General features: G+C 42.0%; 19 protein-coding genes and 11 tRNA genes. 22 read left to right on the forward strand and 8 right to left on the reverse strand.

What is annotated here, in order from left to right:
* Positions 1-2 precede the first annotated feature (2 nt).
* Both S4054249_RS05260 and csrA read left to right on the forward strand, forming a co-directional pair.
* On the forward strand, positions 3-1,223 hold the full coding sequence (locus S4054249_RS05260; RefSeq protein WP_046354143.1) for an aspartate kinase: 1,221 nt from the start codon (positions 3-5) through the stop codon (positions 1,221-1,223).
* Between the two features lie 90 nt (positions 1,224-1,313).
* Positions 1,314-1,502, forward strand: a complete 189-nt coding sequence (csrA, locus tag S4054249_RS05265) for a carbon storage regulator CsrA (RefSeq protein ID WP_023399613.1) — start codon at positions 1,314-1,316, stop codon at positions 1,500-1,502.
* Positions 1,503-1,547: 45 nt separating this feature from the next.
* Here the strand turns inward: csrA and S4054249_RS05270 are convergent, their stop codons facing one another.
* Positions 1,548-2,012 (reverse strand): YcxB family protein, encoded by a 465-nt coding sequence (locus S4054249_RS05270; RefSeq protein ID WP_230851800.1) that lies wholly within the window; start codon positions 2,010-2,012, stop codon positions 1,548-1,550.
* Positions 2,013-2,510: 498 nt separating this feature from the next.
* On the opposite strand from S4054249_RS05270, the gene S4054249_RS05275 reads away from it, so the two are divergent.
* The 4 genes from S4054249_RS05275 to S4054249_RS05290 all read left to right on the forward strand — a co-directional run bounded on the left by S4054249_RS05275 (position 2,511) and on the right by S4054249_RS05290 (position 6,048).
* Positions 2,511-2,753 carry an OadG family protein gene (locus S4054249_RS05275; RefSeq protein ID WP_046354145.1) on the forward strand — a complete coding sequence of 81 codons (243 nt, stop codon included), beginning with the start codon at positions 2,511-2,513 and terminating at the stop codon, positions 2,751-2,753.
* A gap of 10 nt (positions 2,754-2,763) precedes the next feature.
* A complete protein-coding gene (gene oadA, locus S4054249_RS05280) occupies positions 2,764-4,548 on the forward strand; it encodes a sodium-extruding oxaloacetate decarboxylase subunit alpha (RefSeq protein WP_046354146.1) in 1,785 nt (594 codons plus the stop codon).
* Positions 4,549-4,559: 11 nt separating this feature from the next.
* Positions 4,560-5,690 carry a sodium ion-translocating decarboxylase subunit beta gene (locus S4054249_RS05285; RefSeq protein WP_046354147.1) on the forward strand — a complete coding sequence of 377 codons (1,131 nt, stop codon included), beginning with the start codon at positions 4,560-4,562 and terminating at the stop codon, positions 5,688-5,690.
* Positions 5,691-5,868: 178 nt separating this feature from the next.
* On the forward strand, positions 5,869-6,048 hold the full coding sequence (locus S4054249_RS05290) for a hypothetical protein (RefSeq protein WP_046354148.1): 180 nt from the start codon (positions 5,869-5,871) through the stop codon (positions 6,046-6,048).
* Positions 6,049-6,104: 56 nt separating this feature from the next.
* Here S4054249_RS05290 and S4054249_RS05295 read toward each other — a convergent pair whose 3' ends face one another.
* Positions 6,105-9,125: a hybrid sensor histidine kinase/response regulator gene (locus tag S4054249_RS05295; protein WP_046354149.1), complete on the reverse strand. Its 3,021-nt coding sequence runs from the start codon at positions 9,123-9,125 to the stop codon at positions 6,105-6,107.
* A 253-nt stretch (positions 9,126-9,378) separates the two neighbouring features.
* Here S4054249_RS05295 and S4054249_RS05300 point away from each other — a divergent pair.
* The 12 genes from S4054249_RS05300 (at position 9,379) to S4054249_RS25820 (ending at position 11,567) form a co-directional block, all read left to right on the forward strand.
* Positions 9,379-9,454 (forward strand) — tRNA-Phe (locus S4054249_RS05300).
* 11 nt (positions 9,455-9,465) lie between these two features.
* Positions 9,466-9,541, forward strand: a tRNA-Thr gene (locus tag S4054249_RS05305).
* Positions 9,542-9,587: 46 nt separating this feature from the next.
* Positions 9,588-9,663, forward strand: a tRNA-Phe gene (locus S4054249_RS05310).
* Positions 9,664-9,846: 183 nt separating this feature from the next.
* A tRNA-Phe gene (locus S4054249_RS05315) sits at positions 9,847-9,922 on the forward strand.
* A gap of 11 nt (positions 9,923-9,933) precedes the next feature.
* Positions 9,934-10,009, forward strand: a tRNA-Thr gene (locus S4054249_RS05320).
* 116 nt (positions 10,010-10,125) lie between these two features.
* Positions 10,126-10,201, forward strand: a tRNA-Phe gene (locus S4054249_RS05325).
* Between the two features lie 11 nt (positions 10,202-10,212).
* A tRNA-Thr gene (locus S4054249_RS05330) sits at positions 10,213-10,288 on the forward strand.
* A gap of 197 nt (positions 10,289-10,485) precedes the next feature.
* Positions 10,486-10,561 (forward strand) — tRNA-Phe (locus S4054249_RS05335).
* A gap of 11 nt (positions 10,562-10,572) precedes the next feature.
* Positions 10,573-10,648, forward strand: a tRNA-Thr gene (locus tag S4054249_RS05340).
* 119 nt (positions 10,649-10,767) lie between these two features.
* A tRNA-Phe gene (locus S4054249_RS05345) sits at positions 10,768-10,843 on the forward strand.
* Positions 10,844-10,855: 12 nt separating this feature from the next.
* A tRNA-Thr gene (locus S4054249_RS05350) sits at positions 10,856-10,931 on the forward strand.
* Between the two features lie 369 nt (positions 10,932-11,300).
* Positions 11,301-11,567 carry a DUF1289 domain-containing protein gene (locus tag S4054249_RS25820; RefSeq protein WP_080928375.1) on the forward strand — a complete coding sequence of 89 codons (267 nt, stop codon included), beginning with the start codon at positions 11,301-11,303 and terminating at the stop codon, positions 11,565-11,567.
* On the opposite strand, the gene S4054249_RS05355 is transcribed toward S4054249_RS25820, so the two are convergent.
* A complete protein-coding gene (locus tag S4054249_RS05355) occupies positions 11,551-12,231 on the reverse strand; it encodes a hypothetical protein (protein ID WP_230851802.1) in 681 nt (226 codons plus the stop codon). The genes S4054249_RS25820 and S4054249_RS05355 overlap by 17 nt on opposite strands.
* A 157-nt stretch (positions 12,232-12,388) precedes the next feature.
* On the opposite strand from S4054249_RS05355, the gene S4054249_RS05360 reads away from it, so the two are divergent.
* From S4054249_RS05360 to S4054249_RS05370, 3 genes are read left to right on the forward strand one after another with little or no spacing between them, the layout of a single operon-like run.
* On the forward strand, positions 12,389-12,592 hold the full coding sequence (locus tag S4054249_RS05360) for a DUF3283 family protein (protein WP_023398497.1): 204 nt from the start codon (positions 12,389-12,391) through the stop codon (positions 12,590-12,592).
* 2 nt (positions 12,593-12,594) lie between these two features.
* Positions 12,595-13,020, forward strand: coding sequence for a GNAT family N-acetyltransferase (locus S4054249_RS05365; RefSeq protein WP_046356698.1), 426 nt, complete (start codon positions 12,595-12,597; stop codon positions 13,018-13,020).
* Positions 13,017-17,471 carry an EAL domain-containing protein gene (locus S4054249_RS05370; RefSeq protein WP_187301382.1) on the forward strand — a complete coding sequence of 1,485 codons (4,455 nt, stop codon included), beginning with the start codon at positions 13,017-13,019 and terminating at the stop codon, positions 17,469-17,471. The genes S4054249_RS05365 and S4054249_RS05370 overlap by 4 nt, the downstream gene beginning before the upstream one ends.
* Here S4054249_RS05370 and S4054249_RS05375 read toward each other — a convergent pair.
* From S4054249_RS05375 to S4054249_RS05395, 5 genes are all read right to left on the reverse strand, one after another.
* On the reverse strand, positions 17,468-18,415 hold the full coding sequence (locus S4054249_RS05375) for an ion transporter (protein WP_046356697.1): 948 nt from the start codon (positions 18,413-18,415) through the stop codon (positions 17,468-17,470). The genes S4054249_RS05370 and S4054249_RS05375 overlap by 4 nt on opposite strands.
* Before the next feature lie 13 nt (positions 18,416-18,428).
* A complete protein-coding gene (locus S4054249_RS05380) occupies positions 18,429-21,107 on the reverse strand; it encodes a bifunctional acetate--CoA ligase family protein/GNAT family N-acetyltransferase (protein ID WP_046356696.1) in 2,679 nt (892 codons plus the stop codon).
* Between the two features lie 151 nt (positions 21,108-21,258).
* Positions 21,259-23,100, reverse strand: coding sequence for a methyl-accepting chemotaxis protein (locus tag S4054249_RS05385; protein ID WP_046356695.1), 1,842 nt, complete (start codon positions 23,098-23,100; stop codon positions 21,259-21,261).
* 383 nt (positions 23,101-23,483) lie between these two features.
* Entirely contained in the window at positions 23,484-24,005 is a 522-nt protein-coding gene (locus tag S4054249_RS05390; protein WP_046356708.1) for an NUDIX hydrolase, read from the reverse strand.
* A 74-nt stretch (positions 24,006-24,079) separates the two neighbouring features.
* On the reverse strand, positions 24,080-25,132 hold the full coding sequence (locus S4054249_RS05395) for an aldo/keto reductase (protein WP_046356694.1): 1,053 nt from the start codon (positions 25,130-25,132) through the stop codon (positions 24,080-24,082).
* 374 nt (positions 25,133-25,506) lie between these two features.
* On the opposite strand from S4054249_RS05395, the gene dinB reads away from it, so the two are divergent.
* Complete coding sequence (gene dinB, locus S4054249_RS05400; RefSeq protein ID WP_230851910.1) at positions 25,507-26,538, forward strand: DNA polymerase IV; 1,032 nt, start codon at positions 25,507-25,509, stop codon at positions 26,536-26,538.
* The last annotated feature ends 46 nt before the right edge of the window (positions 26,539-26,584 follow it).

A 26,584-nucleotide genomic window follows, 5' to 3' on the forward strand; every position in this document is an offset into this window, starting at 1 on the left:
TTGTGGCTTTAATCGTTAAAAAGTTTGGCGGCACCTCGGTTGGCTCGATAGAGCGAATTGAGGCAGTCGCCGATTTGGTTATTAGGGCCAAACAACAGGGTCATCAAGTTGTCGTGGTTGTCTCAGCGATGTCAGGAGAAACCAATCGCTTGTTATCACTGGCAAAGCAAATTGATGATAGACCCAGTGCGAGAGAGCTCGATGTGCTTTTGACAACTGGCGAGCAGGTTTCAATAGCTTTGTTGGCTATGGCAATAATAAAACGCGGTCATTCAGCCGTGAGTCTCTTGGCTGACCAAATTGGTATAAAAACAGATAACATCTTTGGCAAAGCGCGAATACAGAGTATTGATGTCAACCGTTTACAACAAGAGCTTGAGCACAATAGGATAGCGATTGTTGCAGGGTTTCAAGGTAGAGATATTGAGGGCAATATTACAACTTTGGGACGCGGTGGAACCGACACTTCAGCGGTTGAAATTGCGGCAGCGATTTGTGCAGATGAGTGTCAGATCTACACTGATGTAGATGGTGTTTACACCACAGATCCCAGAGTGGAGCCTCGCGCTCGACGCATGGCGCAGATAACCTTTGAAGAGATGCTCGAGTTATCAAGTTTAGGTGCAAAAGTGCTACAGATCAGATCTGTAGAAGCGGCTGGTAAGTACAATATACCGTTAAGGGTTTTATCCACCTTTAAGCCTGATTCTGGCACGTTAATTAGCTATGAGGAGCCGAAAGTGGCCACTAAAACCGTATCTGGTATCGCTTATCAAAAAGATGAAGCTCTATTGCTTGTGCGTCAATTACCTGAAAACCCTCACTCTTTAGCAAAAATCCTTTGTTTACTTGCCGATTATGATATTGAAGTGGACATGATAAGCCAAATTAATCATCAAGGCGGTAAAATAGACTATGCTTTAACTGTACACAGTAATGAGTATGCACAAGCGCTAGACGTGTTGACTACCAACTTATCTGAATTAGGTGCTTCAAATGTAGAAGGTGATCAACAAGTTGCTAAAATCTCTGCAGTGGGAGTTGGCATGAAGTCTCACTCCGGTGTTGCGGGTACGTTTTTTGATGCGTTAGCTAAAGAAAATATTCATACACTTTTAGTGTCGACCTCAGAGATAAAAATTTCAGTTTTAGTAGAAGAGCGTTACTTAGAGCTAGCAGTTCGAACACTTCATAGTGCATTTAGCTTAGAAAGTAGTGAATAAGCGATAATTTTGCTTACTTTTACATGAACTTTTAATTAAAATGAATTTGACGCGGAATCTTTTAAATTTTGGAATAACAGGAGCAAGAGAATGCTAATTCTAACTCGTCGTGTAGGCGAAACTCTGATGATTGGTGATGAAGTGACAGTGACGGTACTTGGTGTTAAAGGTAACCAAGTTCGTATCGGCGTTAATGCACCAAAGGACGTTTCGGTACACCGTGAAGAAATCTACATGCGAATTCAAGCGGAAAAATCTAACCCGACAGGTAACATGTAACAGAGTTGATGTTATCAATGTTCGAGAAATGGCCACTAAAAGTGGCTATTTTTTTGTCTGCTGTACGATAAAGTCATACGCTTCTTGGGTTAATGCTTGTCGAGATATGTATTGTCGGTACTTAGCGTGCTCAATTAACAAGCCTTTGTCTGTTTCTATTACCTTATCGACTTCTAACCAGCGCAATTCGAACGCGCGATATGGGTTTTGTGCTTTAATCCCTGATTCATTAATTTCCAGAGACACCTTAGAGCCACTTGCTCTACTGACCATTTGTCTGGCAACCCACCAAGGTCGACGATAATAAAAAGAAATACCCTCAATAGCAGCAAGTACAAATAAAAAGTTGCCAAGGTAAGCTTGGTTGACAAGGTAGTGAGATAAAGCACCTAATATTAATAGAAAGCCAATAAGGCCATATTTGGGTTTATTATGCTGGCTTAATGCCACTGATTCATCAAAGCATTCCTGAAAATATTGCTTGTCTAAGGTGAATTCACTTTGAAACACGAGTATTCCTCAAGTTGATTAATGTCTAATTATACGATCTTCACCAAGGCGTTTAAATCTGAAAATGTTCCCTTTGCATTTTTACTGTGGGCTGCCCCTATATTCGTACCTAAGTCACTATTTATGGTGTTTTACCTCAATTTGTTGAGTATTTACTCTTGTTGCGGATTTTAAGATGGATTTATAGGTAAGACCAATTGTTTTTTGTGTGTTAAAAGTACTTTTGTCATATTTCCTCCCCCCGGATTAGTTATATTTAGCCTTTATATCTTGAGTATTTCTCATATTTATTAGGTGTTTTACACTTTTTTTTACCATTATTGTTGATTAAGTGTGTGAAATAACAACAAAAACACTTATTGGTAATACCAATTTACAACCACCTTTACATGAAAGATTTGTTTGATATGATGGTTGAATAAATATTTACAAAAGTTGCCTATCTATTTCTTTGTATGGGTGGGTGTAAACAAATAAATAACAACTAAGGGGGCGGAAATGGAAATCAGCGAATTGCTAGCGCAGGCTGCCAATCTTATGTTAACAGGCATGATTGGGGTATTTTTATTTTTATCAATTCTTATCTTTGCAGTGAAGGGGCTGTCTAGGCTTGCTGCAACTGAGCAAGAACCACAGCAACCTGCAATTAAAAAATCTTCAAAACCAGTATCAACAGGTGTGTCCGCGGCACATGTCGCCGCAATTAGTGCAGCAGTTTCTCAATTTAGACAAAAAAACTAAGGGGTATCTCATGTCAAAACTAAAACTTACTGAATTAGTCCTAAGAGATGCTCATCAATCTTTACTTGCCACTCGCATGCGCCTTGAAGATATGTTACCGATTGCGGAAGAACTCGATAAGGTTGGTTATTGGTCTGTCGAATCTTGGGGTGGCGCAACATTTGATGCGTGTATCCGCTATTTAGGTGAAGATCCTTGGTATCGGATCCGCGCGCTTAAAGAAGCCATGCCTAATACAAAGCAGCAGATGTTATTGCGCGGTCAAAACTTACTTGGTTATCGCCACTATGCCGATGATGTGGTGGAGAGGTTTGTGACTCGAGCACATCAAAATGGTGTTGATGTGTTTAGGATCTTTGACGCCATGAATGATGTTCGTAATTTAGAAACGGCCATCCGTGCTGCCATCAAAGTTGGCGCACATGCGCAGGGGACTATTTCCTATACTGTCAGCCCAGTACATAATCTTGAAAGCTGGCTTAAGCAGGCTAAACAGCTTGAAGAGATGGGCTGCCATTCAATTTGTATCAAAGATATGGCGGGGCTACTTAATCCATATGATGCAGATACCTTGATCTCTGAGCTCAAACGGACTGTGACTGTGCCAATTGCGATGCAGTGTCATGCGACGACGGGGTTAAGTACCGCAACCTACCAAAAAGCCATTGATGCGGGTATCGATATGTTGGATACCGCTATTTCGTCAATGAGTATGACTTATGGACATAGTGCGACAGAAACTCTGGTTTCGATTGTTGAGGGCACAAAAAGAGATACTGGGCTTGATTTAGGACAGTTAGAGTCCATCGCAGCGTATTTTAGAGATGTACGTAAAAAATACGCGGCATTTGAAGGCAGCCTTAAAGGGGTTGATGGGCGTATTTTATCTGCACAAGTACCCGGCGGTATGTTGACCAATATGGAAAATCAACTTAAAGAGCAAGGTGCAGGTGATAAACTCGATGAGGTACTGAGTGAAATTCCTCATGTCCGTAAAGACTTAGGTTATATCCCTTTGGTCACACCTACATCGCAAATTGTAGGCACGCAGGCGGTATTAAATGTACTGACTGGCGAGCGTTATAAAACCATCACCAAAGAAACAGCTGGCGTGTTGAAAGGGGAGTATGGGTCAACACCAGCCCCTGTGGATGAGCCGTTACGTGCGCGTGTTTTGGATGGTGTTGAGCCAATTACATGCAGACCTGCTGATCTGATCGAGCCTGAAATGGACAGTTTGGAAGCTGATCTGCTGGCCAAGGCTAAAGCAGAAGGAATTGAGCTTGCCGAGGAAATTGTCGATGATGTACTGACTTATGCTCTGTTCCCTCAGATAGGCTTGAAATTCTTAAAAAACAGATACAATCCTGAAGCGTTTGAGCCAAGTCCAAGCTTAGTTGTTAACACCGCTACTGAAAAAGCGGTTAGTCGCCCTGCGCCTGCTCGAAAACAAGAAAATGAGCGCTACAGCGTAAGAGTTGATGGCAAGGTTTACGATGTAGAAGTGTCCGCAGGTGGTGACTTGCAAGAGATTGCAGTGAAAGACAGCGAGCTGATGCCACAGTCTGCATCCGTTAGTTCAGGTGAAACACTTAATGCCCCCCTTGCAGGTAATATTTTTAAGGTACATGCAAGACCAGGCGATGATGTTGTTCAAGGTGATGTTGTGCTCATCATGGAAGCGATGAAAATGGAAACGGAAGTTCGTGCAACCTCGACGGGTAAAATAGCAGATATTTTAGTCTCAGAAGGTGATTCTGTCTCTGCTGGCGACGCTATTATTGAAATGGCATAGGAGCGCTTGAGATGGATGGATTGTTAAATTTATGGCAGGCAACCGGCATTGCTAACTTAACGTTTCCTGCATTATCTATGATAGCTGTAGGGTGTGGTCTTCTGTATTTGGCTATCGCGAAAAAATTTGAGCCACTTTTACTGGTGCCTATCGGTTTTGGTGCGATATTAACTAATATTCCGGTGGCAGCGCTATCTGAGCCGGGTGGATTACTGTATTACGTTTATTATATCGGGATCGACAGTGGCATATTCCCCTTACTGATATTTATGGGGGTAGGTGCCTTAACTGACTTTAGTGCGCTGATTGCGAATCCTCGTATGTTGTTACTTGGTGCAGCAGCACAGTTTGGTATTTTTGCGACTTTATTTGGTGCGATTTTACTGAACTTTATTCCTGGATTTGAATTTACCTTACAAGATGCATCTGCCATTGCAATTATTGGCGGTGCAGATGGACCGACAGCGATATTTTTAGCGTCTAAGTTATCACCTGAGTTGCTGGGGGCCATTGCCGTTGCAGCGTATTCATATATGGCTCTGGTGCCTATTATTCAGCCACCTATTATGCGTTTATTGACGTCGGATGAGGAGCGCAGTATTGCAATGCCACAGTTAAGAGTCGTTTCTAAAAGAGAAAAGATTCTGTTTCCATTGATGGTATTGTCGTTGACTCTATTGTTTTTACCTGCGGCAGCGCCCCTAGTTGGTATGTTCTGTTTGGGTAACTTAATGCGTGAGTCTGGTGTGGTAGATAGGCTTAGCAATACAGCGCAAAACGAGTTGATTAACATCACAACCATATTCTTGGGCTTAGCGGTTGGTTCTAAATTAGCAGCCGACCAGTTTTTAACTGTAGAAACCTTGGGTATTTTGGTGCTTGGCGCGTTGGCATTTAGCATTGGTACGGCTTCGGGCGTTTACATGGCTAAAATTATGAACCGTGTTTCGTCTAATCCAATTAATCCATTAGTGGGGGCCGCGGGCGTGTCTGCAGTACCAATGGCTGCACGTGTGGTAAATAAAGTCGGTCTTGAGTCTAATCCGCATAACTTTCTTTTAATGCATGCAATGGGACCCAATGTTGCAGGGGTGCTTGGTAGCGCAGTTGCAGCAGGTATCTTGCTTGCTTTGGTGAATTAACCACACTCTCCAACCTTTAGTGGGGCCGTTTGCCCCACATTTTTCCTTCTTTTCAAATAGTGAGCTAAATAAAGCTCACTTTTTTGTTGTTAAGTTTTGTTCGGATTTGTATAAATAACGGGCCAAGTGATTGAGTCCGTGTTATAAAGTGATAAGTCGGACAAAGTTAAGGAATCCTATGTATATTATTGTGATATTAGTTTGTTTAGTCGCAGCCTTGCTTATTCTTATTCCGCTGCTAGAAAAGTATCAAGGTAAAATGGGGCTAGACAAAGCTCAAAAGTACGGTAAATATATACTGCCTTTGGCTATGCTTGGGGTGGTCGTGAATATCATTCACTCTATGATGCAAAGTTAAAATAATAAGTATGAAGCAAAGCCACCGAAATGGCTTTGCGCTAACTCAATCAAATATTAATTGGCTGATTGCAAGTACTTTTGGATGAACTCTGTGGCTTTCATATACGATTCTTCAAGTTCATCTCGCAGCTGTATCAATTGGTCACTGCTCATCTCTTGCGTTTTACACCTTGATTCAAATTTTTCAGCAATCAGTGCAACTTGCTCTGCACCAATAGTACGAGAAATGGACTTCAGTTGATGGCACGCTTCAATGATTTCATTTTGACTCGATGAAATTACCGCACCGTTAATATCACGTGCCAATTCGCTACTCTGCTCTAAGTACATCCTAAAGAAACGAAGTCGCTTAGCGCTATCGTCGTTAACATACTTATTAAGCTGATCCATGTTGATTGGAGGTTCAACAGTAGACTCTTCTATTGGCGCCGTGTTCATGGCCTCTGGTTCTAGTGCCATAGTGATAGGCGCTTCTTCATCAACTGTGGAGTTATTATCCTGTGATGTAAAACTTGGCAGTGCGGCGCTTTCTGAAGAAACAGGCACGGCTTCAACGCTTTCACTTGTATCTGCAGTTCTTACATTTTCATCCAAGTTGATCGCGGCCTCAGTGCTTACAGCCTCTTTGGGCGCAGTAGTCTCCTCAGGATGTTCTTCTTGTATGTGAATATTGGACTCTGGGTGTTGTGGTACTGGTTTTGCTTTATGCCCAGAGGCGTTCTGCCATTTTTCTAACGTGGCTTCTAACACATTTAATTCTACTGGTTTAGTGATGTAATCATTCATGCCCGAAGCCAGGCAACGGTCTCGTTCACCTTTAAGCGCATTAGCTGTGATTGCAATGATGTATGGTTGTGCATTGATATCCGGTGATTGTTCAGCAATATCTCTGATTTTGGTAACCATGTCATAGCCAGACATCTTAGGCATATGTAGGTCGGTCAATACAACTGCATAATGGCCTTGTTGCCACATTTTTAAACCTTCTTCACCGTTTTCGGCTACTTCAACACCGTAACCAAGTAAATGAAGCTGATCTGTGAGCACTTGCTGATTTAATACATTATCTTCTACCAGAAGAACTAATTTATTTTCAGCTTTAGCATCCTCAATATTTAAGTAGCTATTCATCGTGCGAGATGGTTTCAGCTGCTTGGGCTTGTGCAGTCCCACAGCGACTAGTACTGCTGTCATAAAGCTTGTTTTACAAAGAGGTGCTGCATTTAGGTAGAATATGTGGCCATGATTGAGCGCGGATTCATCCATCGTGCTCAGCACAATCACTTGCTGGTTGTTGTGCTCAATAGAATAGAGCAAATCCCTCAATTGCTGATTTACTTTATCCATGCCATCAAGGCCATCGAGCACCCAGACAACATCTCTATCATATTGATGCTCGTCAATTTCACTTGGGTCAACAACAATGGCTGAGTTTGCCCCCATAAAGGACAGGTAGCGCGCTAAAATAGCGCGTCTATTTGGATTATGGGTAAACGTTACTACTTTGCGGCCAGCTAATACACCTTTATTGGCATACTCAACTTTGCCACTAATGCTAAACGGCAGCTCGACAATAAACTCACTACCCATGCCGATATCAGAGTTGACATTAATTGAGCCAAGCATCAGCTCAACAAGACTTTTACAAATAGATAATCCTAAACCGGTACCGCCGTATTCTCGTGTGATAGAGCCTTCTGCTTGAATAAAGGGATTAAAAATCTCCCTCAACTGGGCTTGCGTCATCCCCTTACCATTATCGGTAACTTTGAAACGCAAGGTATAGTGCTCAGAGGTATTTTGTGCCACTTCCACGGAGATTTTGACAAAGCCTTGTTTGCTTTCATCGGTTGTAGTGAATTTAATGGCATTACTACATAGGTTATAAAGTACCTGACGTACTCGTACGGCATCACCTACCAAATTGCTTGGAATATCAGGCGCAATGGCTAACTGAAGGTCCAATTTACGCTTTTTGGCAACTGAGGAGAGTACACGTGCAACTTCTTCAATTGTCTCTGAGACAGAAAAAGCACTACTGTCTATTTGTAATTTCCCAGCTTCTATTTTTGAGAAGTCTAGAATGTCATCCAAGATCCCAAGTAAAGAAAACGCAGAATCACGAATAATCGTGGTCAGTCTGTGCTGTGCTCCATCTAATTCAGTTTGACGTAGTAAATCAATGGTACCGATAACGCCATTCATAGGTGTTCTAATTTCATGACTCATAGTCGCTAAAAAGGTAGTTTTAGCTTCAGATGCTCGTTCAGCATTGAGCGTTGCCTTTTCTAGTGCCAAGGTACGTGCCTGAACCTCAGTTTCAAGGCTAGTTTGTAATTGTCTTAATTCATTCTGAGAGGCTTTGTTACCTTTAATGATGTCACGGACCTGATTTATTAAGGAGTTGATGCCTATAGCGGTTGAGGAGAGGCCAAAACTTAATTGTTCAGTGACATGAACATCATAATCTTTCTTCTTAATAAGATGCTTAAGCTCTGAATTTAATAAGTTAAGCTCTTTGGCCAATTTGCCTACAATCTGCTTCTTCAGGAATATTGCAAAGGCAATAGTCAATATCAGGGCAATGACTACCAGTGCATAGCTCAGAGGATTACTTGCCGCTACGATGACAGTGGGCTCAGTATATACAAGCACTAACTCACCCACGGGAATATCGTCTAGTGTGAGAGGCTGGTGGACAATAACTTGCCCATTGAGCGTCAATTTAGTGCGTTGCTTGATTGGTGCAACAGGGTTATCACTCGACTGGAATACCAGACTAGGCTTGCCCATTCCACTATCTGCGTATAAGTAGGCATCAATATTTGGATTACCTGCTTTGACTGATGTGAGCATTTGCTTGGCGTAGTTATAGCCTAGCTTCATCATGGTGTTACTTAGTGGTGCTGCTAAGTCCTGAGCCTGTAAAGCGAGGTCAGGTTGGCTATGAGTGGTATTAACTTCTTGCTTGGGCCAAAGATAGGCACCCAGTGACGCAATACTGGTAATAATAAGTGTGACAAATACAAACAGGGGCACGAAACCTTTGATCTGTGCTTGTGAAGATTTTTCCATTGAAATCGTCCGAACAAGTAACTTTCAAATCGAGCTTTATAATAACTTCACATCCTAACACCTATAATGGATGATTTCTCTACGTTTTTACTTCTTTATTATTGCTTATTGGAGATCGTCTTGCTGGAATTAAGTATAAAAATCAGCCTTGAATAGCTTATTTTTGTCAATTTTGCATGAATTGTGCGCAAACAAATTATATTGCAAAAAAATAGTTGACTTGAAAGGGTAAAACCCGTTTAATACGCCGCACGCCCAGATAGCTCAGTCGGTAGAGCAGAGGATTGAAAATCCTCGTGTCGGTGGTTCGATTCCGCCTCTGGGCACCATTTTTAGGTGCGCCGACTTAGCTCAGTTGGTAGAGCAACTGACTTGTAATCAGTAGGTCATCCGTTCGACTCGGATAGTCGGCACCATTTTTAAATTTGGTTTGTATTGGAAATAAATCCAAGCTAATTAGTTGCCCAGATAGCTCAGTCGGTAGAGCAGAGGATTGAAAATCCTCGTGTCGGTGGTTCGATTCCGCCTCTGGGCACCATCTCTTAAAGATGTAAAATAAAGAATTTTACTAAAACGCTTTATAAAAGCGGTTTAGTTTTTTGAAATGCGTCAAGTTCATTTCAAACATATTTAGTATTTATCCAGATAGCTCATTCGGTAGAGCTGTGTGGAATTGTATTGAAAATCCCTAAAGAGTTTTAATACACGTAAAAAATTATTTGCCCAGATAGCTCAGTCGGTAGAGCAGAGGATTGAAAATCCTCGTGTCGGTGGTTCGATTCCGCCTCTGGGCACCATTATTAAGTGTGCCGACTTAGCTCAGTTGGTAGAGCAACTGACTTGTAATCAGTAGGTCATCCGTTCGACTCGGATAGTCGGCACCATTTATAAAACATGTGTCACCATATAAAATTTATTTGCCCAGATAGCTCATTCGGTAGAGCTATGTGGAATTGTATTGAAAATCCCTAAAGAGTTTTAATACACGTAAAAATTATTTGCCCAGATAGCTCAGTCGGTAGAGCAGAGGATTGAAAATCCTCGTGTCGGTGGTTCGATTCCGCCTCTGGGCACCATTATTAGGTGTGCCGACTTAGCTCAGTTGGTAGAGCAACTGACTTGTAATCAGTAGGTCATCCGTTCGACTCGGATAGTCGGCACCATTTATAAAATTTGTGACACCATATAAAAAATTATTGCCCAGATAGCTCATTCGGTAGAGCTGCGTGGAATTGTATTGAAAATCCATAGAGATTTTTAATACACGTAAAAATTATTTGCCCAGATAGCTCATTCGGTAGAGCTGCGTGGAATTGTATTGAAAATCCATAGAGATTTTTAATACACGTAAAAATTATTTGCCCAGATAGCTCAGTCGGTAGAGCAGAGGATTGAAAATCCTCGTGTCGGTGGTTCGATTCCGCCTCTGGGCACCATAATTAGGTGTGCCGACTTAGCTCAGTTGGTAGAGCAACTGACTTGTAATCAGTAGGTCATCCGTTCGACTCGGATAGTCGGCACCATTTATAAAACATGTGACACCATATAAAAATTGATTTCCCCAGATAGCTAATTCGGTAGAGCTGTGTGGAATTGTATTGAAAATCCCTAGAGAGTTTTAATACACGTAAAAATCTTATTTGCCCAGATAGCTCAGTCGGTAGAGCAGAGGATTGAAAATCCTCGTGTCGGTGGTTCGATTCCGCCTCTGGGCACCATTCTTATAGTGTGCCGACTTAGCTCAGTTGGTAGAGCAACTGACTTGTAATCAGTAGGTCATCCGTTCGACTCGGATAGTCGGCACCATCTCTTCATGTTGTATATTATTCCAAAGTTTTACTCGACGTAAAAATTTATACTCCAGATAGCTCATTCAGTAGTGTTTATCGCAATTGTATTGAAAATCCTCGTGTCGGTAGTTCGATTCCTCCTCTCGGGATCATTGATCAGATAAGCCCAGCATGAGCAGGACTTTTTTGGATTTATTGTTCACTTAATGTTCTAAGTATTTTACAAAGCTGGGATTGGTACCTTATTTGATTTTGCTTCTCTTCATACTCATAAGCTTTAGCTACTTTACGATATTTCAACTAGTATTTTATTAAGATTCTAAGTTAGGTAGTATTTCGATCAGTGTGGACGTTTTGTGTGCAGGTTTGATCTTTGACCACTAGTATGGAACAAATTGAGATATTTACGATCCCTAGTCCGTGTAAGGGGATTTGTGAGGTTAACAACCGCGGTTACTGTAAAGGGTGCTTTCGCAGTCGAGAGGAGCGCTTTTGTTGGAATCAAATGACTGATCACCAAAAAAAAATGGTTATAGATCTATGCCAGCGCCGACAAAAACGTGTAATGGCAAAAAAACAATCTCAGCAAACTGCCTCAAGTACTAACGAACTGACTGAAATACAAGATGATTTGTTTAAATTCGATATTTAGCTTTTAAGACTGCAATGATGCCCTTTTGTTCTAGCTTTTTTAGAGTGACTTTTAACTTAGGGATGAGAGCCGCGTGTTTCTGGTGCAAATAGTGAAAACTATCTATGGTCATTAGATCTTCAATTTTTATCGTATCAACATCCATATAAGGTAAGTGCTCACGCAGATGAAAGTCTATGATCAGTGCCCCCTGTACTTTTTTCTGCATAAGTAAGTTAAGTTGAGCGGCACTACTTTTCACTTCGATAAGCTCACCTTGATAACGATTGTCCATCATATATTGATAGGCTACGAGGTAGCCACTTTGTACCACCATGGACTCAATTTGTTCGAATGAACAGGAGGTACAATGGCTAATGAGCTGTAGGTTAAATGAATAGAGGGGGAAATCCACGTAGAGGAGGTTAGCGTAACTATCCGTGACGCCTGCTATCCTTCCTAATTGTCCGTCAAGTTCCCCTTCATTGGCAGCGATAAGTGCGCTTTGTTGATCAAAATCTATCAGCGCTAATTTGTGGCCGATATCTTTGTAAGCGAGACTTAATAATTCGACGACATATCTCGCTTGTGGTGTATCGGCAGGCCGATTGAAGTACAGTGTGTTTGCGTGGGCGAATGAACAGTGGAATAATAAAATCATCCATAATAATTTGATATTTCTCACATAGTCCCCCTAATTTACAGTGAATGAAGAGTGTGTCTTTCTAGTTTATAAATATCAATAAATACACTGTAATAATTAACTTTGTAATTCAATACTGCCGTTGCCAAGTACATATATGATACACTGTTTTTATAATTTTCAATAATTGTACAGTACGATGTCTTATAACCTGTGTAACCTTTCTAGAGCAGAAAAATATCAAGTTCAATTAGAGTACGAAGCGTCTTTTTGGGCATATCAAATAAAGCGTGGTAAAAATACTCGAGAAGCGATATATGATGCGATTAATAGCAGACCGTTATCTGAGCGGGATACGCTTAAGGCAAAATTTGAGCAATACTTGGGACTTATGTTAGTTTAGTTATGCAATTGAGTTGTTATTGTTTGCCTGCGATTCAAACACCATTAGTTAATAAATTCTATCAGGCTAACAGGGTGCGTGGCCGAGCGACTAAGCAAGATACAATTTGGGTTGTTAAACTTACTGAATTGATTGCAGCATGCAGGGTTCAGAAAGTGGAGCAAGATGCCTTTTTATCAACGGTTTTTGTCGCGCCTAAATATCGAGGGCAGGGCATTGCGAAGCAGTTAGTAGCATCAGCCATCAGATCAGAGCATATTGTGTACACCTTCGCTTATCAAGATGTTGTTCCTTTGTATCAGCAACTCGATTTTCTCGATATAAGCCCAGATACTTTGCCAGAAAAATTACGGGATATGTTCGTAAACTATACGAAACAAGGCAGAGAGATAACAGCGATGTGTTTTCAAAGGGACGTAAATGCATGAATTATCTTATTGTTTTAGTGATATTCCTCTTTAGTGCTTTATGTACAGCACAGGTTTCCCGTATTTCTCCTGCTGAAGGGTTATCACAAAGCTATGTAAATACATTGCTATTTGATAAAAAAGGATATCTTTGGCTATCTACGGAAGGAGGGTTAAATCGATATGATGGATATCAAGTACTTGAAGTAATGGGCCCAAATAAAGCCCTTGATAAAATGCAGATAGATCGTATTTATCAAGACTCAGCAGGTAAAATCTGGATAGCCTCTGGTCGTGCGGGTTTGTTTAGTTATCACCCCGAAAAAGACCTATATCGACAATATATTCAAGCTCCCTCTTCTGAACAGGATTATATCCAAAATAGCGTTTTTCAAATGCTAGAAAAAAGCCCTAATGAATTGTGGTTAGGTCGAACAAAAAATGTGTCGGTATTAGATAAAAAGACAGGACAAATAACAGAGGTTATTCCTATTCCAGGCATGAATGATCGCAGTTTAGTCAGGGCCTTGCTGCAATTTGAAGACATTCTGTACATCGCAACCACAGAACATTTATTTGCCTATCATATTCCCAGCAAACAGCTTAAACCGATTAAGCATATAGATGACCCTGAACATCCGTTTCAGCATAATACGAAATCTTTACTGTTGCTTGATGACTCGACGCTGTTAGTCGGGGCGGTATTGGGATTGTATGAGCTTGATATTAGTGAGTTGCAAACCAATTTTGATGCGGCGCCTGCTTATAAAACACTATTGGAAGAGTTTAATATATGGCATATGCTAAAGCAGCAAGCTTACTTATTGCTTGGTACAGACAAAGGACTGATGCGTTTTGATCCGCACACGGGTGAAGTTGAGCCTGATAAACGACTTTTGAACAGTCGTTTTTCCATTTCTGATAGCAGTATCATTCATTTGAATGAGGATAATAATGGCGGTGTGTGGGCGGCTACTCGTACAGATGGGGCATTTTATTTGCCGCCAGATAACCATATTTTTGACAATGTGCAAAACGAGTCAATTGAAGGGGAATTCTCCCATGGGGCTGTATGGGGAATTGTTGAGTTTCAAGGGTACATCTGGGCTGCAACTCGAGATGGTTTAACACGATACGATCCAAAAACGCGTGAGGCAAAGGCATTACTTCAGGGTTATATGGGAGAGAGTTTTTTACCAGAGTACTCGATATTCGAGCTATTCGCATTTCAAGATAAACTGTGGCTGATAAGTAACCGAGGGTTATTTGTTTTTGACCCATTGACTGAAACAATTTCGCGCCCTCGAGCACAAAACCCAGAGTCTACCGAGATACTTTCAGGGTTTGTCAAAGGTGCTGTTTTGGTTGAGCCAGGCTTTTTGTATTTTGTTGATGGTAACTCGGGTTTTTATTTATTTAATATGAATAATGGCATCTTAGAGCCGCTTGGACCGAGTTTCGAACAGTTTGATCCGTTTTTAAGTTATGGCTTTTTTCCGCCCTTATCTAGCCACCCTACTCAGCCTGTGTTTTACAGTGAAGGCCGCTTGTTCAGGTATGATCGCCCAAGACAACAATTAACGCAGATTTACCAAGTACCCAAAGCACATAAGCAATCAGCGGTAGACTTGCTGAGTTATACCATAGATAAAAATAACGTGTTGTGGCTGTCTTTTGCGACCCATGGGTTAGTGCGATTAACTGCAGATGGATATAAGCCTTTACCGTTACCTACAGACTCTTTATCTGTCACTAACTTTATCTTGTATGAGATGCAGCAGGATAACGCGGGCATGATTTGGATGTCATCTCATCAAGGCATATGGCGGTTGGATCCTGATAACTTTCACCTGCAAGGGTTTACTATTAATGATGGTTTGATGAGCAATGAATTTAATAGTGGGTCGTCTGTAAAATTAGAAAATGGTCATATTGCTTATGGGTCATTACAGGGGATCACGATTTTTGATCCTGAGGTCAACAGGCCAAATAGACCGTTACTAACACGCGTTAATATCACCAATGTAGATTTAATGTCTAGGGATCTTAAACCTGCCGGACTGAAATCATTCTCCTCAATAGAGCTTAATCACGATGATATTGGTTTGGAAGTATCTTTCTCCGCGATGGCCTTTACCGCGCAAGAGCGAATTGTGTATGAATATCAACTCTCTGGTGAACAAAGAATATTGAGTCGTAATAGTAATCGAGTTGTATTTCCGAAGCTGAATCCTGGCCATTATAGATTAAAAGTATGGGCAAAAGATCCGCTTACAGGAGATTACACTCAACCAGCGGAGTTGAATATTCGAGTTAAATACCCTTTTTGGCGCTCGCCTCTGGCTTTAGCATGCTATCTCATTTTAGCCAGCGCGTTATTTGCACTTTGGGTTCATAGAAAAAATAAAGTCGCCCAGCTGTTAATGGAAGCGCATAAAGAGACGAGAAACAGTGAAACGCGGCTTAAAATGGCACTTGAAGGAAGTAATTCAGGGGTTTGGGATTGGCAATCGGGTACCAATCTGGTCTATCAACCTCGGTTAGTCAATGAGCTAGGTTATAAAAATGAATACATCAATTTGGATGATTACTTAGAGCTGATCCATCCGCAAGACAGAGCATTGTTCCGAATAGAATGGTTGGAGTTTGTTTCTACAGCGAAAGGGTATATCGATTGTACTTATCGGTTGCGAAATCGGGTAGGTCAATGGCGCTGGTATAAAGATTACGGCAAGGTGATGGCTTGGAGAGAGGCCGTGCCAATGCGCGTAGCGGGCACCTATACCAACTTGACCAGAGAGCGTGTTTTTGAAGAGCGGGCTGCACTGTTTGGTGAGGCGTTCGAACAAACTCGCGATTGGGTTATGATATTTGATAGACGTTTTAGGATCTTGGCATGTAATAAAGCATTGCAGGATGCGTTTGCTGTTGAAGCAAACCCCTTATCGAGCACCAGTGTAAGTTTAGGCTTAGAGCGTCATGTTCGAATGCACTACCTTAGAGCTATGAGCAATTTAGCTGAAGGTGAGTTTCATAGTGCGGAAGAAGTTTTGCGTTTACCGAGTGGTGAGGTGAGGCATGTATTGGTCAAAGTTACGGCTACGCATGGACAAAACTATATTATCGTCTTGACAGATATCAGTAAACAAAAGCGCACAGAGAAAGAGCTTTATCAGTTGGCCAACTATGATGCATTGACTAAATTACCGAATAAAGTGCTGTTTATGGATAGGGTGCAGCACGGTATTGAACAGAGTGAAGAAAACGAGCAGTCTTTGGCTATCTTGGCCATTAAATTTGGTCGTTTGCAGCGTTTGGCTGATACATTTGGTGATGACTTTGTTTTGGCTGTAGTGCGTCAAGCAGCCAAGACATTACAATGTTGCTTTAGAGAAGTAGATAGCTTGGCTATTGGTCAAGAGAGAGATTTCTATATTCTGATGGAACACCTTGATGATGTGGATGCCGTGACTCGCTATATTCATTGTTTAATGGCACGTTTTGAAGAGGGAATGCGCGTACATGAGCAAGCGGTGCAAGTAGATGTTCACGTTGGCATATCATTGTATCCAGACGATGCAAGCGATGCATTTGAACTCAATCAGGCTGCACAAATCGCTTTAAGTCATGCTAAAAAAAGTACAAAGAGTCACTACCAGTTTTACCATCATGATATTAATCAGCAAGTAAAACGAAATATTGAGATTGAACGGCGTTTGACCGCTGTTTATCACGAAGAGCTGCTTTGTAATTACTATCAACCAATATTGAATGCGACTCAAGGTCATATCGAAGGTTTTGAAGTGTTGCTGAGGTGGCCGGATGACCCTTATGTCAGTGCTGAAGAGTTTTCGCTGGCAGCTGAGAAAACAGGGTTAGGCATTGAAGTGGTTTTACAAACAATTGAGCGAGCACTGATCGAGTTGAAAGTATGGCATTTGACTTGGCCCGATTTATATATATCGGTAAACCTTTCGGCTCATGCTTTGCATTTTGATGGTTTAGTAGATGGTATACAGTCGACGTTGCACAAAATCAATTTGCCTGCAAGTTGCCTCGTTTTTGAAATATCAGAGTCGGTGATGATGCAAAATGTCACGCAGTCCATTGCGCGAATGCAAGCGCTGAGTTCACTGGGTTGCCGTGTGTTTATGGATGATTTTGGGACTGGGTATTCTTCTTTAATGTACCTGACGCAATTCCCTGTGACTACATTGAAAATAGATGAAGGCTTCATTGTTGATATTGGTAAAAACAAAGACCATGAAAGTATTATTCACTCCACACTGTCGTTGGCGCATAGCCTTGGCAAGTTGTGTATCGCTCAGGGTGTGGAAAATGTTGAACAACTGAGGTTTCTACGCATGCTTGGTTGCGAGCGTTTTCAAGGTTACTTGTTCAGTCCACCTTTACCTGGCGATATGATTGCTCACCTTATGGTCAACACATGGGAAGATATGTTTATAAGCTAGAGCTTTTCCCCGCAGTGGCGGCAGTACAGGCTCTGTGCTCGCTCGGAGGTCATCAACTTAATTGCTTGATTGGCCTCTGTCGCACTTAGACCTAGCTCTATTCGAAGCGCTTCAAGGTGTTCAGCTTCACTTTCATCCAACTCGCCATCGACCAAAGCATGCAGCACGGCTTCGTGAAATGCATCTCTGCGCTTACGCAGTTGATCTGCGAAGCTTGATGCCAATAACCCAGTTGGTATTGCCACCATACCCATGCTCAACAATGTGATGACACCACCAAAGAACCGCCCCAGCGGGGTGATTGGCACAACATCCCCATAACCTACCGTGGTTAACGTGGCCATGGCCCACCACATAGCGGCAGGGATGGAACCAAATTTATCAGGCTGAACATCATGCTCAATAAGATAAATACCACAAGATGCAACGATTAAGACCAATGACATAATAAAAAAAGCAGCCATTAATGAGCTGGCTTCTTCTTTAAATGCGGCTAACAGAAGTTGCATGGCGCGTGAGTATCGAGTGAGCTTAAAAATTCGCATCAAACGCACGACGCGTAAAAACCTCAGGTCGAATGTAAAAAATACCATGAGCAGTGTAGGTAAAATGGCTATCAAATCGATAACAGCGAGTGGTGAGCGGATATACTTTAAGCGAATGGAGAAGTTGCTTTTAGACTCGTCTTTAAAATTAAGTTTATCCACACAACACCAAATGCGAAGTAAATATTCAATACAAAATATGCCGACGGATATGACTTCAATATAAAAAAAGGCACGGTAATACTGCTGTGTTAATGTAGGAACGGACTCTAAAACAATCGCAACGACATTAAACACAATTAAAGCAATTAAAAAGACATCTAAACAGTGTGCTACTTTTCGATATTTACCGCTGCCTTCTAAAATTGCGGCTACTTTTTGTCTTAGCGTTAAGCTCATGGTGTACGTGCTATCAAGGTGTATTTTGAAGTGGCATAGTCATAATGGCAGCCCCCTCTTCGAAATCTCTTTTTACATCAAAGCCTAGGTGTTTTGCTAGGTTTATCATGCCCGTATTTTCAAATAAGGTAATACCTTCAATGGTATTTACCCCTTTTTCTCGACAGTAATCAATTGCTGCACTCATTAAGATTTTTCCTAGCCCCAAGCCTTGAGAGTCTGAGCGTACAATGACCGAAAACTCTGCTTGTGTATTATCCGGATCCATTAATACGCGTGAAACCCCTAATGTTCGATATGCGCTTTTATGGCGTTCGCTAATAATAAAAGCCATTTCGCGATCGTAATCAATTTGCGTCATTTTAGCTAATTGATCATGAGTGAACTGGGGGAGTTGACCAAAGAAGCGCTTATACCGATCTTCTTTCGTAAGTGATTGATCAAACTCTTGATGGTTTCGCTCATCTTCAGGTCTAATGGGTCTTAATGTCACTTGCTGGCCGTTTTTGAGTGTGATCGCGCGTTCTAGCTCTTTTGGATAAGGTTTAATAGCTAAACGTTTACGGTGTGCTTTAGGCTGATAGGGGGATAACCCAATTTGAGCATCTAGTACTAAGAATTGTCCGGAGCTTGCTAGAATAGGATTTAGTTCAAGGCTATGTATATCTGGTTGCTCGATAACCATCTGAGAAACTCGTGTCAGAAGTGCACAAAGACGATATTTATCCACTTTATCAGGGAGTGTACGTTCCTTTAACACACCCTTATCATGGGCTGCTGCAATCAAGTACTTGGCTAAGTTCATGTTCAGAGGCGGCAGGGCCACCGCGGCTTGAGAAAAGTTTAATCCAGTACCGGCTTCACCTAATAAAATGACTGGCCCCACGTCGGGCTCGGTTTTAATCGCAATGCGCAATTCTTGAGTGCCCGCTCGGGATGCCATTTTCTGTAGAGAAAACCCTTCTATTTCAGCGTCCGGGTAGGATTGTTTAATTCGAAGTAGCATAGAAAAAGCGGTTTGTTCAACTTCATTTCCATCATTGAGGTTAAGTACCACACCACCTACTTCTGATTTTGAAGGGATAGCAGAGCTTATTAGCTTCAATGCAACAGGAAACCCAATTGCTTCTGCTTGCTCTTTGGCTTCACTGGGAGTGAGTGCGACTTCAGTTTCGATACAGTCAATACCATAGCAAGCCAATATCTGGCTGGCAGAGTGAGTTGATAGGTATTTATGCCCTGTACGTAAAAAAGTGCTTATTTGCTGCTTCGCAGCACTGCTGTTTATCAATTCATCTTGAATTATAGACTCAGGCGTTTGAGTCAGGTGCTTTTGGTTCCGACGGTAGGTAATCAAGTGCATAAATGCACTGACAGCACCTTCAGGAGTTCGATAAGTTGGGATATTGCTTAGCACGCAAATATCTCTTGCTGATCGCGCCGCTTCTTCACCCATAAAGTTGGTCATGACAAAAGGGCGGGCCATTTTTGGGATTTTATCTAGTGTCTGAGCAATGATTTTGGCGTAAGCTGAGCTGGGCGCCAATGCTGAAGGAGTATGAATGATAAGTAGGTTTTTAACTTCATCGGCTTTTAATAGTACTTCCAAAGCACGCTGATATCGTTCAGGTGATGAGTCACCAAAGATGTCTACTGGATTATCGGTTTGTGACGATTGTGGAACGATATCATTCAGTGCGGCAATGGTTTTGTCACTCAATTGTGCGAGTTTTCCCGAGCGCATCAAGAGTGTATCCACGGCCATAATACCCGGACCACCCCCATTGGTTAAAATGGTCAAGTGTTCTACTTTGAGCAGCTTTGGATGTAGTGCTAAAGTTTGTGTTGCAGCAAATAACTCTCTTAAGTCATTTACTCTCAACATACCTGCACGCTGAAACATGGCATCATAAACGGCATCATCAGATGTTTTACCTCCAGTATGGTGGTATGCAGCGCGAGCACCTGCAACGGTTCGACCTGTTTTTATGGCGATCACCGGTTTACTGAACGCCGCTGCGCGTGCTGCTGAGATAAATCGTCTCACATCTTTAATATTATCAATGTAGAGTAAGATAGCGGATGTTTTGCTATCTCGAGCTAAATAATCGAGCAGTTCGTCAAAGTCGATATCTAGACAATCGCCGACGGAAACAAAGTGTGAAAATCCTATATGCTTATTTTGTGCCCAGTCTAATATTGTGGAACATACCGCAGCGGATTGCGACAAAAAAGCTAACTTACCAGGCTTGGCAATGGTATGTGAAAAGCTCGCATTGAGGCCAATATGTGGCAAAATAAGCCCTAAACTGTTGCTCCCAAGTAAGGTGACTTCTGCTTGCTGCGCACATTGAGTGAGTGCTTGTTTCTCCGCATTATTTAAACCTGCTGCGACGACAATTGCATGTTTGCAGCCGAGTGCACCAAGTTCCTGTATAAGTTGGCAAAGTGTCCTTTTATTGGTGCATAGAATGGCCAGATCTGGGATGCAGGGTAAATGTTCGATATCTTGGTAGGCTAATACGCCATTAACCGCAGTATATTTTGGGGTAACTGGCATAATAGGGCCTTTAAAACCACCTTGAAGTAAGTTTCTCATCACTACATTGCCAGCTCGGCTCGGATTGTTAGAGGCACCAATGACCGCGACAGATTTGGGATTAAAAAACTGACCTATTCGTTTAACACTCATGCCTACTCCTTTGGTGACTGATATCAAGCTAGCTGCTTGCACATGACTGTAACATGTTTACATTGGATTTTGAGCAGATTAGAGAATAACTTTGAACTCACAGGCACTTTTGTGCAATACAACAGTGCCTGTTGGTAACAGGGTCGTATGTTTATACTTTAAATCGTGAGACATCTTCTTGCATTTTATGCGCATCAAACTCTAGCGCTTCGCAGTTTTTGCAGTTTTGACAGGAGTCGACATATAACTGCTCTGCCGATACTGAAATGTTGGCCGCAGCATCTTCTACCCCTTGTACAGTTGCCATTTGTTCTTCCGTCGCGCCCGCGATTTGAATAACCATATCGCGGATCTTGTCCATAGCTTGCTTGTTATCATCCATACTTTGTTGTGCATCAGTGATCCCTTCGTACATCTGTTCACTCAGTGATAAGCTTGTTTGCATTGCTTGCTCTGAATCATGAACCAAACTCTGAAGGCCGTGGATCATACGCTCTATTTCTACGGTAGAGTTTTGGGTACGCTTAGCTAATGTACGCACTTCATCTGCCACGACTGCAAATCCTCTGCCGCTTTCTCCTGCGCGTGCGGCTTCGATAGCTGCATTAAGTGCAAGCAAGTTAGTTTGTTCAGTAATACCCCGAATAACTGATGTTACACTTTCAATCTCACTGCTGGCTGACGATAGTTGTTGCATCAGTTGGCTATTTTCATTGATATGCCCTGTCAGCTCCGACATGTTGTGATGCGCTTTGTGCATGATCTCGGAGCCACGCGCCATATTTTCATCTGCTTCGTTGACATTATTTTGAACAGCGACACTGTTCTCGGCAATTAATGATACCGCTTGAACTAATTCACTCACAGCAACTTTGACGGCATGTGTATTATTTTTCTGTTCTCTAATGGCTTGTTGTGAGCGTTTAGTTACCTCTACGGACTGATGGGCGCCGCTCTCTACGGTTTCACCTGTGTGTTTGATCTCTCGGACGATATCTGCAGTTGTATCAATAAATTGATTAACTGAACCTGCAAACTCGGTGACTTCATCACGACCGGTCAGTTCAATATGGTGAGTTAAGTCACCTTCACCATGACTGATTGTCGCCATATTGGCATTGGCCACTTTAAGCCTCTGAACAATGTGTGCGCCTTTCCAAAGGAGTAATCCGGCAATGATAACAGTCAGTATGCCAGCGAGCATCATACCTTGGTTTTTAGCATTAATAAGTTCGTGCTGGATCCCTTGATCTATGTCTCCAGATAGCTGGTTCATGGTCCCTTCGACTTTATGAATGCTGCCTCTGAGCTCACCTCTTAAGCCTGAACTGGCATCTAACCCTCGTTCGACAAGAGCGGTAGTGAGCGCACGCGCGGTATTCTCAAACAAAGTGAGGTCATTCTGCCCGCCACTGAATTGGTCATTGAAATAGACTTTCATAATAGCGAGCTGCTCTGTCACTTCATTTTTAGTCGACATGTTTAAATTGGTTTGGAAATCATTTTCGAGTAACACTAATCTGAGTGCTTTGCTCATGGCGGTAATGTCACCAATATTGGTAAGCGATTCATGTAGTTCAACTTCTGCTTGATTGAACTCTCCACGCAACCCTTGATTGGGGGTCAAGCCAATTTTTTTGTCGAGCGCAACCAAATTGCGTAAATTTGACTCGTAGTTATTCAAGTCTTTTTCGGCGACATTAAGCGCCTGTTGCAAATGCGGAGGAAGCTGGGCGCTTAATTGTGACATGTTTTGTCTCATGAGCTTGATACGTGAATCAAACTTGTCGACATATTTTTGTTGCTTACGAAGTAAAAAGTCTTTTTCGTGACGTCTGAGCATCAATAGATCATTACTAATTTCTTTGCTGGTTGCTAGGCGCTGTCCCAAATTAGCTATATGGGTTGTTTCGTACCACAAAACTCCCACCATGCAGAACAGTGCGATCATGACTAGAGAAGAAAGTAAAATGAAAGTGTGACGGATGGTCATAGTCTACTCCTTAGCTTCGATACTCCCATCACAAAACTTAGAACAGAATTTTAAAATTACCAATCAGTGAAGAAATTTATTGAGATTATTTGTCCAACCACTTTTACATAGCAACGTAATGTGTATTTTTTATTACATTTATATTACATCTATACCTAAGTGGTACCCATGTATTTGAGCAGTATTACTTTGGTATCACTAACTAATAAGTCAGATATCTTTTTTCTTTGATGTTATATCCAACTGGTTTACTTTTTTGCACCAGTCTGAAGGGCTATTAGGTATGTTTACCACACCGTTTGTTGTGCAACAGGGGTCTCTTTTTTTACCCTGCTGCTTGTTAGGAGAGGATTGATTAGTGTGTTTATTTTTGACTCTATGGCTTAGTCGCAGTCCAAGCCCATAATGTCTGCCGCAACGGTTTTTAAAATGGTTAATTCACGTTGAATGGACTGTCCTTTTTTATCGCTATTGGCTAACGTGTCACGGTTATGTGCAATGGCTTTTTGAATGTTTACCCAAACAGGTCGCATGCCGTTAGCTTGTTCATAGGCTTCCATTTTCGGCGTTGTGAATGTACCGCAAATCTCTACTTCAAAACAGTGTGAAATAATATGAACATTATCAAAATCAGGTTTGTGCCAACGTTGAAATTCTTCATAAATACCAAATGGCTTGATGTGTGTTATGGATTGTGCGCCTGTCTCTTCCAGCAGCTCTCTTTCAAGCGCAACTTCTAACTCTTCTCCTTCATCTACACCACCGCCCGGAAGTGTGTAGTCATCATATCTGGCGGTGTAGAGCAGTAAAATGTCTTGTTGTTGAGTCACGATTGCGCGCGCTGCATGCCTAATAAAGTGGCTACCTGACAATGGCTTAGCAGGTTCAATATTGAGTCGCTTCATAAAAATTGTATTAATAGAGAATGCAAATTGGCAGTGTACCATATTTACATTCTCGTGGAATGGAGGCCTCCCGATTAAAAAGGCACAGGATAAGTTTTCAGTATAGTATCGATTTCAGCTAACGCTTCTGGGGGGAGTGGGATGTCAAATGCGGTGATATTTTCTTTTAACTGGGCCATCGAGGTTGCCCCAATAATTGTAGACGTGACTCCGTCAACCTGATCACACCATGCTAATGCCAGTTGTGTGGTAGAGAGGTGGTGCTCATGCGCTACCTCTTGATATGCGGCTGTTGCTTGTTGTGAATACTGTGTATCTCTGAATAGGCCATGGCGCTGCATGAGCGTCCAACGACTCCCCTCAGGTCGAGCACCGCCTAAATATTTTCCAGTTAGCAATCCACCAGCCAAGGGTGACCAAGGTAAATAGGCGATATCTTCATTGACGCAGTTTTCTAACAGATATGGCCAGTCTTTTTCATGCAGTAAATTGAACTCGTTTTGAATGGACACAGGCTTTTCAATATTGTGCTGCTCGCACAAGTTTAGGTAGGTATTGACGCCCCAAGGTGTTTCATTGGACAGCCCCCAATGGCGGATCTTGCCTTGGTCTAAACATACCTTTAGGCCTTCGAGAATATCACCCATTTCTTCTAGCTGTTGTGCTTTGCTTACGGCGTGAAGATCCAGCATACCATGCCAATGCTTGCCAAAGTGAGGTGATGTTCTATTTGGCCAATGTAATTGATAAACATCGATATAGTCTGTTTGTAGGCGTTTAAGAGATTGCTCGACGGATTCTACCACGGCTTGTTTGTTAATTGGTTTGCCGCCTCGAACCCAGTTTAAGCCCGCGCCTGCAATTTTAGTAGCCAATACGATTTCGTGTCTTTTTTCTTCATGGCGCTTAAGCCAGTCGCCGATAATTTGTTCGGTTTTTCCGTAGGTCTCAGGAGAAGGAGGCACAGCGTACATTTCAGCAGTATCGATAAAATTGATACCTTGGCTTAAGGCGTAATTTATTTGTTCATCAGCATCATGCTGATTGTTTTGCAGCCCCCAAGTCATACTTCCTAAACAAACGCGCGAAACCTTAAGTGGTGAGTGGCCTAATTGGCTGAACTTCATAGATACTCCTTGCAAAATTTGACAATTTCACACTGCTTATGCGCAGCATCATGATTAATATTCACTAACAGCAGTGTAGAGCATTTCTGCTTATTCTGCAGGTGTTTGTTGCCGCAGATAAGTAATGCGAGAGTGCGTCTTAGGTAGATACCTGTACTTATCTGAGCAAGATAGGTTAAGTGCTTGTATTATCTGAGGGCATTACTTTGACCAGAGATATTTATATGATCACCTATTTGGGTTTTTATGTGTTCAGCTTTAATCTGTCGAGATGAGTAAAGCAGCCATAGACAAATGTAAAAAAAACTGCCAGTATACTGTATAAGTAAACAGTGGTTAGGGTGGCGCTCGTGAAAAAGTTTATTCATATCGATATGGATTGTTTTTATGCGGCGGTGGAAATGCGTGACAATCCTGAACTTACTAATGTGCCTATGGCAATTGGGGGGAGGAGCCACCGAGGAGTGCTATCAACAGCCAATTATATTGCACGTCAATATGGTGTACATTCAGCAATGTCAAATTACAAGGCCAAACAACTGTGTCCTCAACTTGTGATTGTTCCGGGACGTATGCAGGTTTATAAAGAAATTTCCCAGCAAATTCGTGCCATTTTTTCGCGATATACACACTTGATAGAGCCTTTATCATTAGATGAAGCCTATCTCGATGTGACTGATTGTGATGAATATCATGGAAGTGCCACGCTAATTGCCGAGCAGATCCGAAAAGATATCTATGATGAAACTGGACTCACTGCATCAGCAGGTATTGCCCCTATCAAGTTTTTAGCAAAAATAGCCAGTGACGAAAACAAACCTAATGGACAGTGTGTGATCCCCCCCGATCATGTCGATGCCTTTATTGATGAGTTACCACTTCGTAAAATTCCTGGTGTTGGCAAAGTGACACATGAAAAACTGCTAGCTTGCGGTTTAGTTTATGGCAAGGATGTTAAAGGGTTAAGTTTAGATGAAATGTCGCATCGATTTGGTAAATTTGGCAGGGTGTTGTGGCGTCGTTGCCAAGGAATTGACGAGCGAGGCGTTGAAACAGAGCGTGTACGCAAATCCGTTGGCGTAGAAACCACGTTTGAAAAAGACATCAAAGATCTCGGCCAATTAAAAGCCATTTTATGTGACAAGCTTGTACCTGAACTGACGCGCCGAAGTGCTGGCTACCAAGCTGAGCGAACCTTTACTAAGTTGGGTGTAAAAGTGAAGTTTTACGATTTTTCTCAAACCACGAAAGAGTGCCAGTGTAGTCATATTGATCAAGATATTCTGTGTACACTTTTAGAGCAAGCCATTGCTCGTCATGGTAATAAACCTGTTCGGTTAGTCGGTGTACAAATTGGACTGGGTGATGCGCCGAGCAATCAGATTCAAATGGGCTTATTTAATTAAGCTGCAGGTTTTTACTGCTAGCTCAGTGCCTCAGTGCGACTAAAAT

The sequence above is a fragment of the Pseudoalteromonas luteoviolacea genome (genome assembly GCF_001750165.1).
GTDB lineage: Bacteria > Pseudomonadota > Gammaproteobacteria > Enterobacterales > Alteromonadaceae > Pseudoalteromonas > Pseudoalteromonas luteoviolacea_G.

Bases quoted from the DNA above. Each gene is read 5' to 3' on its own strand.
- S4054249_RS05275 (WP_046354145.1), top strand. From the start codon at position 2,511: ATGGAAATCAGCGAATTGCTAGCGCAGGCTGCCAATCTTATGTTAACA.
- S4054249_RS05365 (WP_046356698.1), top strand. From the start codon at position 12,595: ATGCAATTGAGTTGTTATTGTTTGCCTGCGATTCAAACACCATTAGTT.
- S4054249_RS05375 (WP_046356697.1), bottom strand. From the start codon at position 18,415: ATGAGCTTAACGCTAAGACAAAAAGTAGCCGCAATTTTAGAAGGCAGC.
- csrA (WP_023399613.1), top strand. From the start codon at position 1,314: ATGCTAATTCTAACTCGTCGTGTAGGCGAAACTCTGATGATTGGTGAT.
- oadA (WP_046354146.1), top strand. From the start codon at position 2,764: ATGTCAAAACTAAAACTTACTGAATTAGTCCTAAGAGATGCTCATCAA.
- S4054249_RS05380 (WP_046356696.1), bottom strand. From the start codon at position 21,107: ATGAGTGTTAAACGAATAGGTCAGTTTTTTAATCCCAAATCTGTCGCG.
- S4054249_RS25820 (WP_080928375.1), top strand. From the start codon at position 11,301: ATGGAACAAATTGAGATATTTACGATCCCTAGTCCGTGTAAGGGGATT.
- S4054249_RS05385 (WP_046356695.1), bottom strand. From the start codon at position 23,100: ATGACCATCCGTCACACTTTCATTTTACTTTCTTCTCTAGTCATGATC.
- dinB (WP_230851910.1), top strand. From the start codon at position 25,507: ATGGATTGTTTTTATGCGGCGGTGGAAATGCGTGACAATCCTGAACTT.
- S4054249_RS05390 (WP_046356708.1), bottom strand. From the start codon at position 24,005: ATGAAGCGACTCAATATTGAACCTGCTAAGCCATTGTCAGGTAGCCAC.
- S4054249_RS05360 (WP_023398497.1), top strand. From the start codon at position 12,389: ATGTCTTATAACCTGTGTAACCTTTCTAGAGCAGAAAAATATCAAGTT.
- S4054249_RS05395 (WP_046356694.1), bottom strand. From the start codon at position 25,132: ATGAAGTTCAGCCAATTAGGCCACTCACCACTTAAGGTTTCGCGCGTT.
- S4054249_RS05295 (WP_046354149.1), bottom strand. From the start codon at position 9,125: ATGGAAAAATCTTCACAAGCACAGATCAAAGGTTTCGTGCCCCTGTTT.
- S4054249_RS05285 (WP_046354147.1), top strand. From the start codon at position 4,560: ATGGATGGATTGTTAAATTTATGGCAGGCAACCGGCATTGCTAACTTA.
- S4054249_RS05290 (WP_046354148.1), top strand. From the start codon at position 5,869: ATGTATATTATTGTGATATTAGTTTGTTTAGTCGCAGCCTTGCTTATT.
- S4054249_RS05370 (WP_187301382.1), top strand. From the start codon at position 13,017: ATGAATTATCTTATTGTTTTAGTGATATTCCTCTTTAGTGCTTTATGT.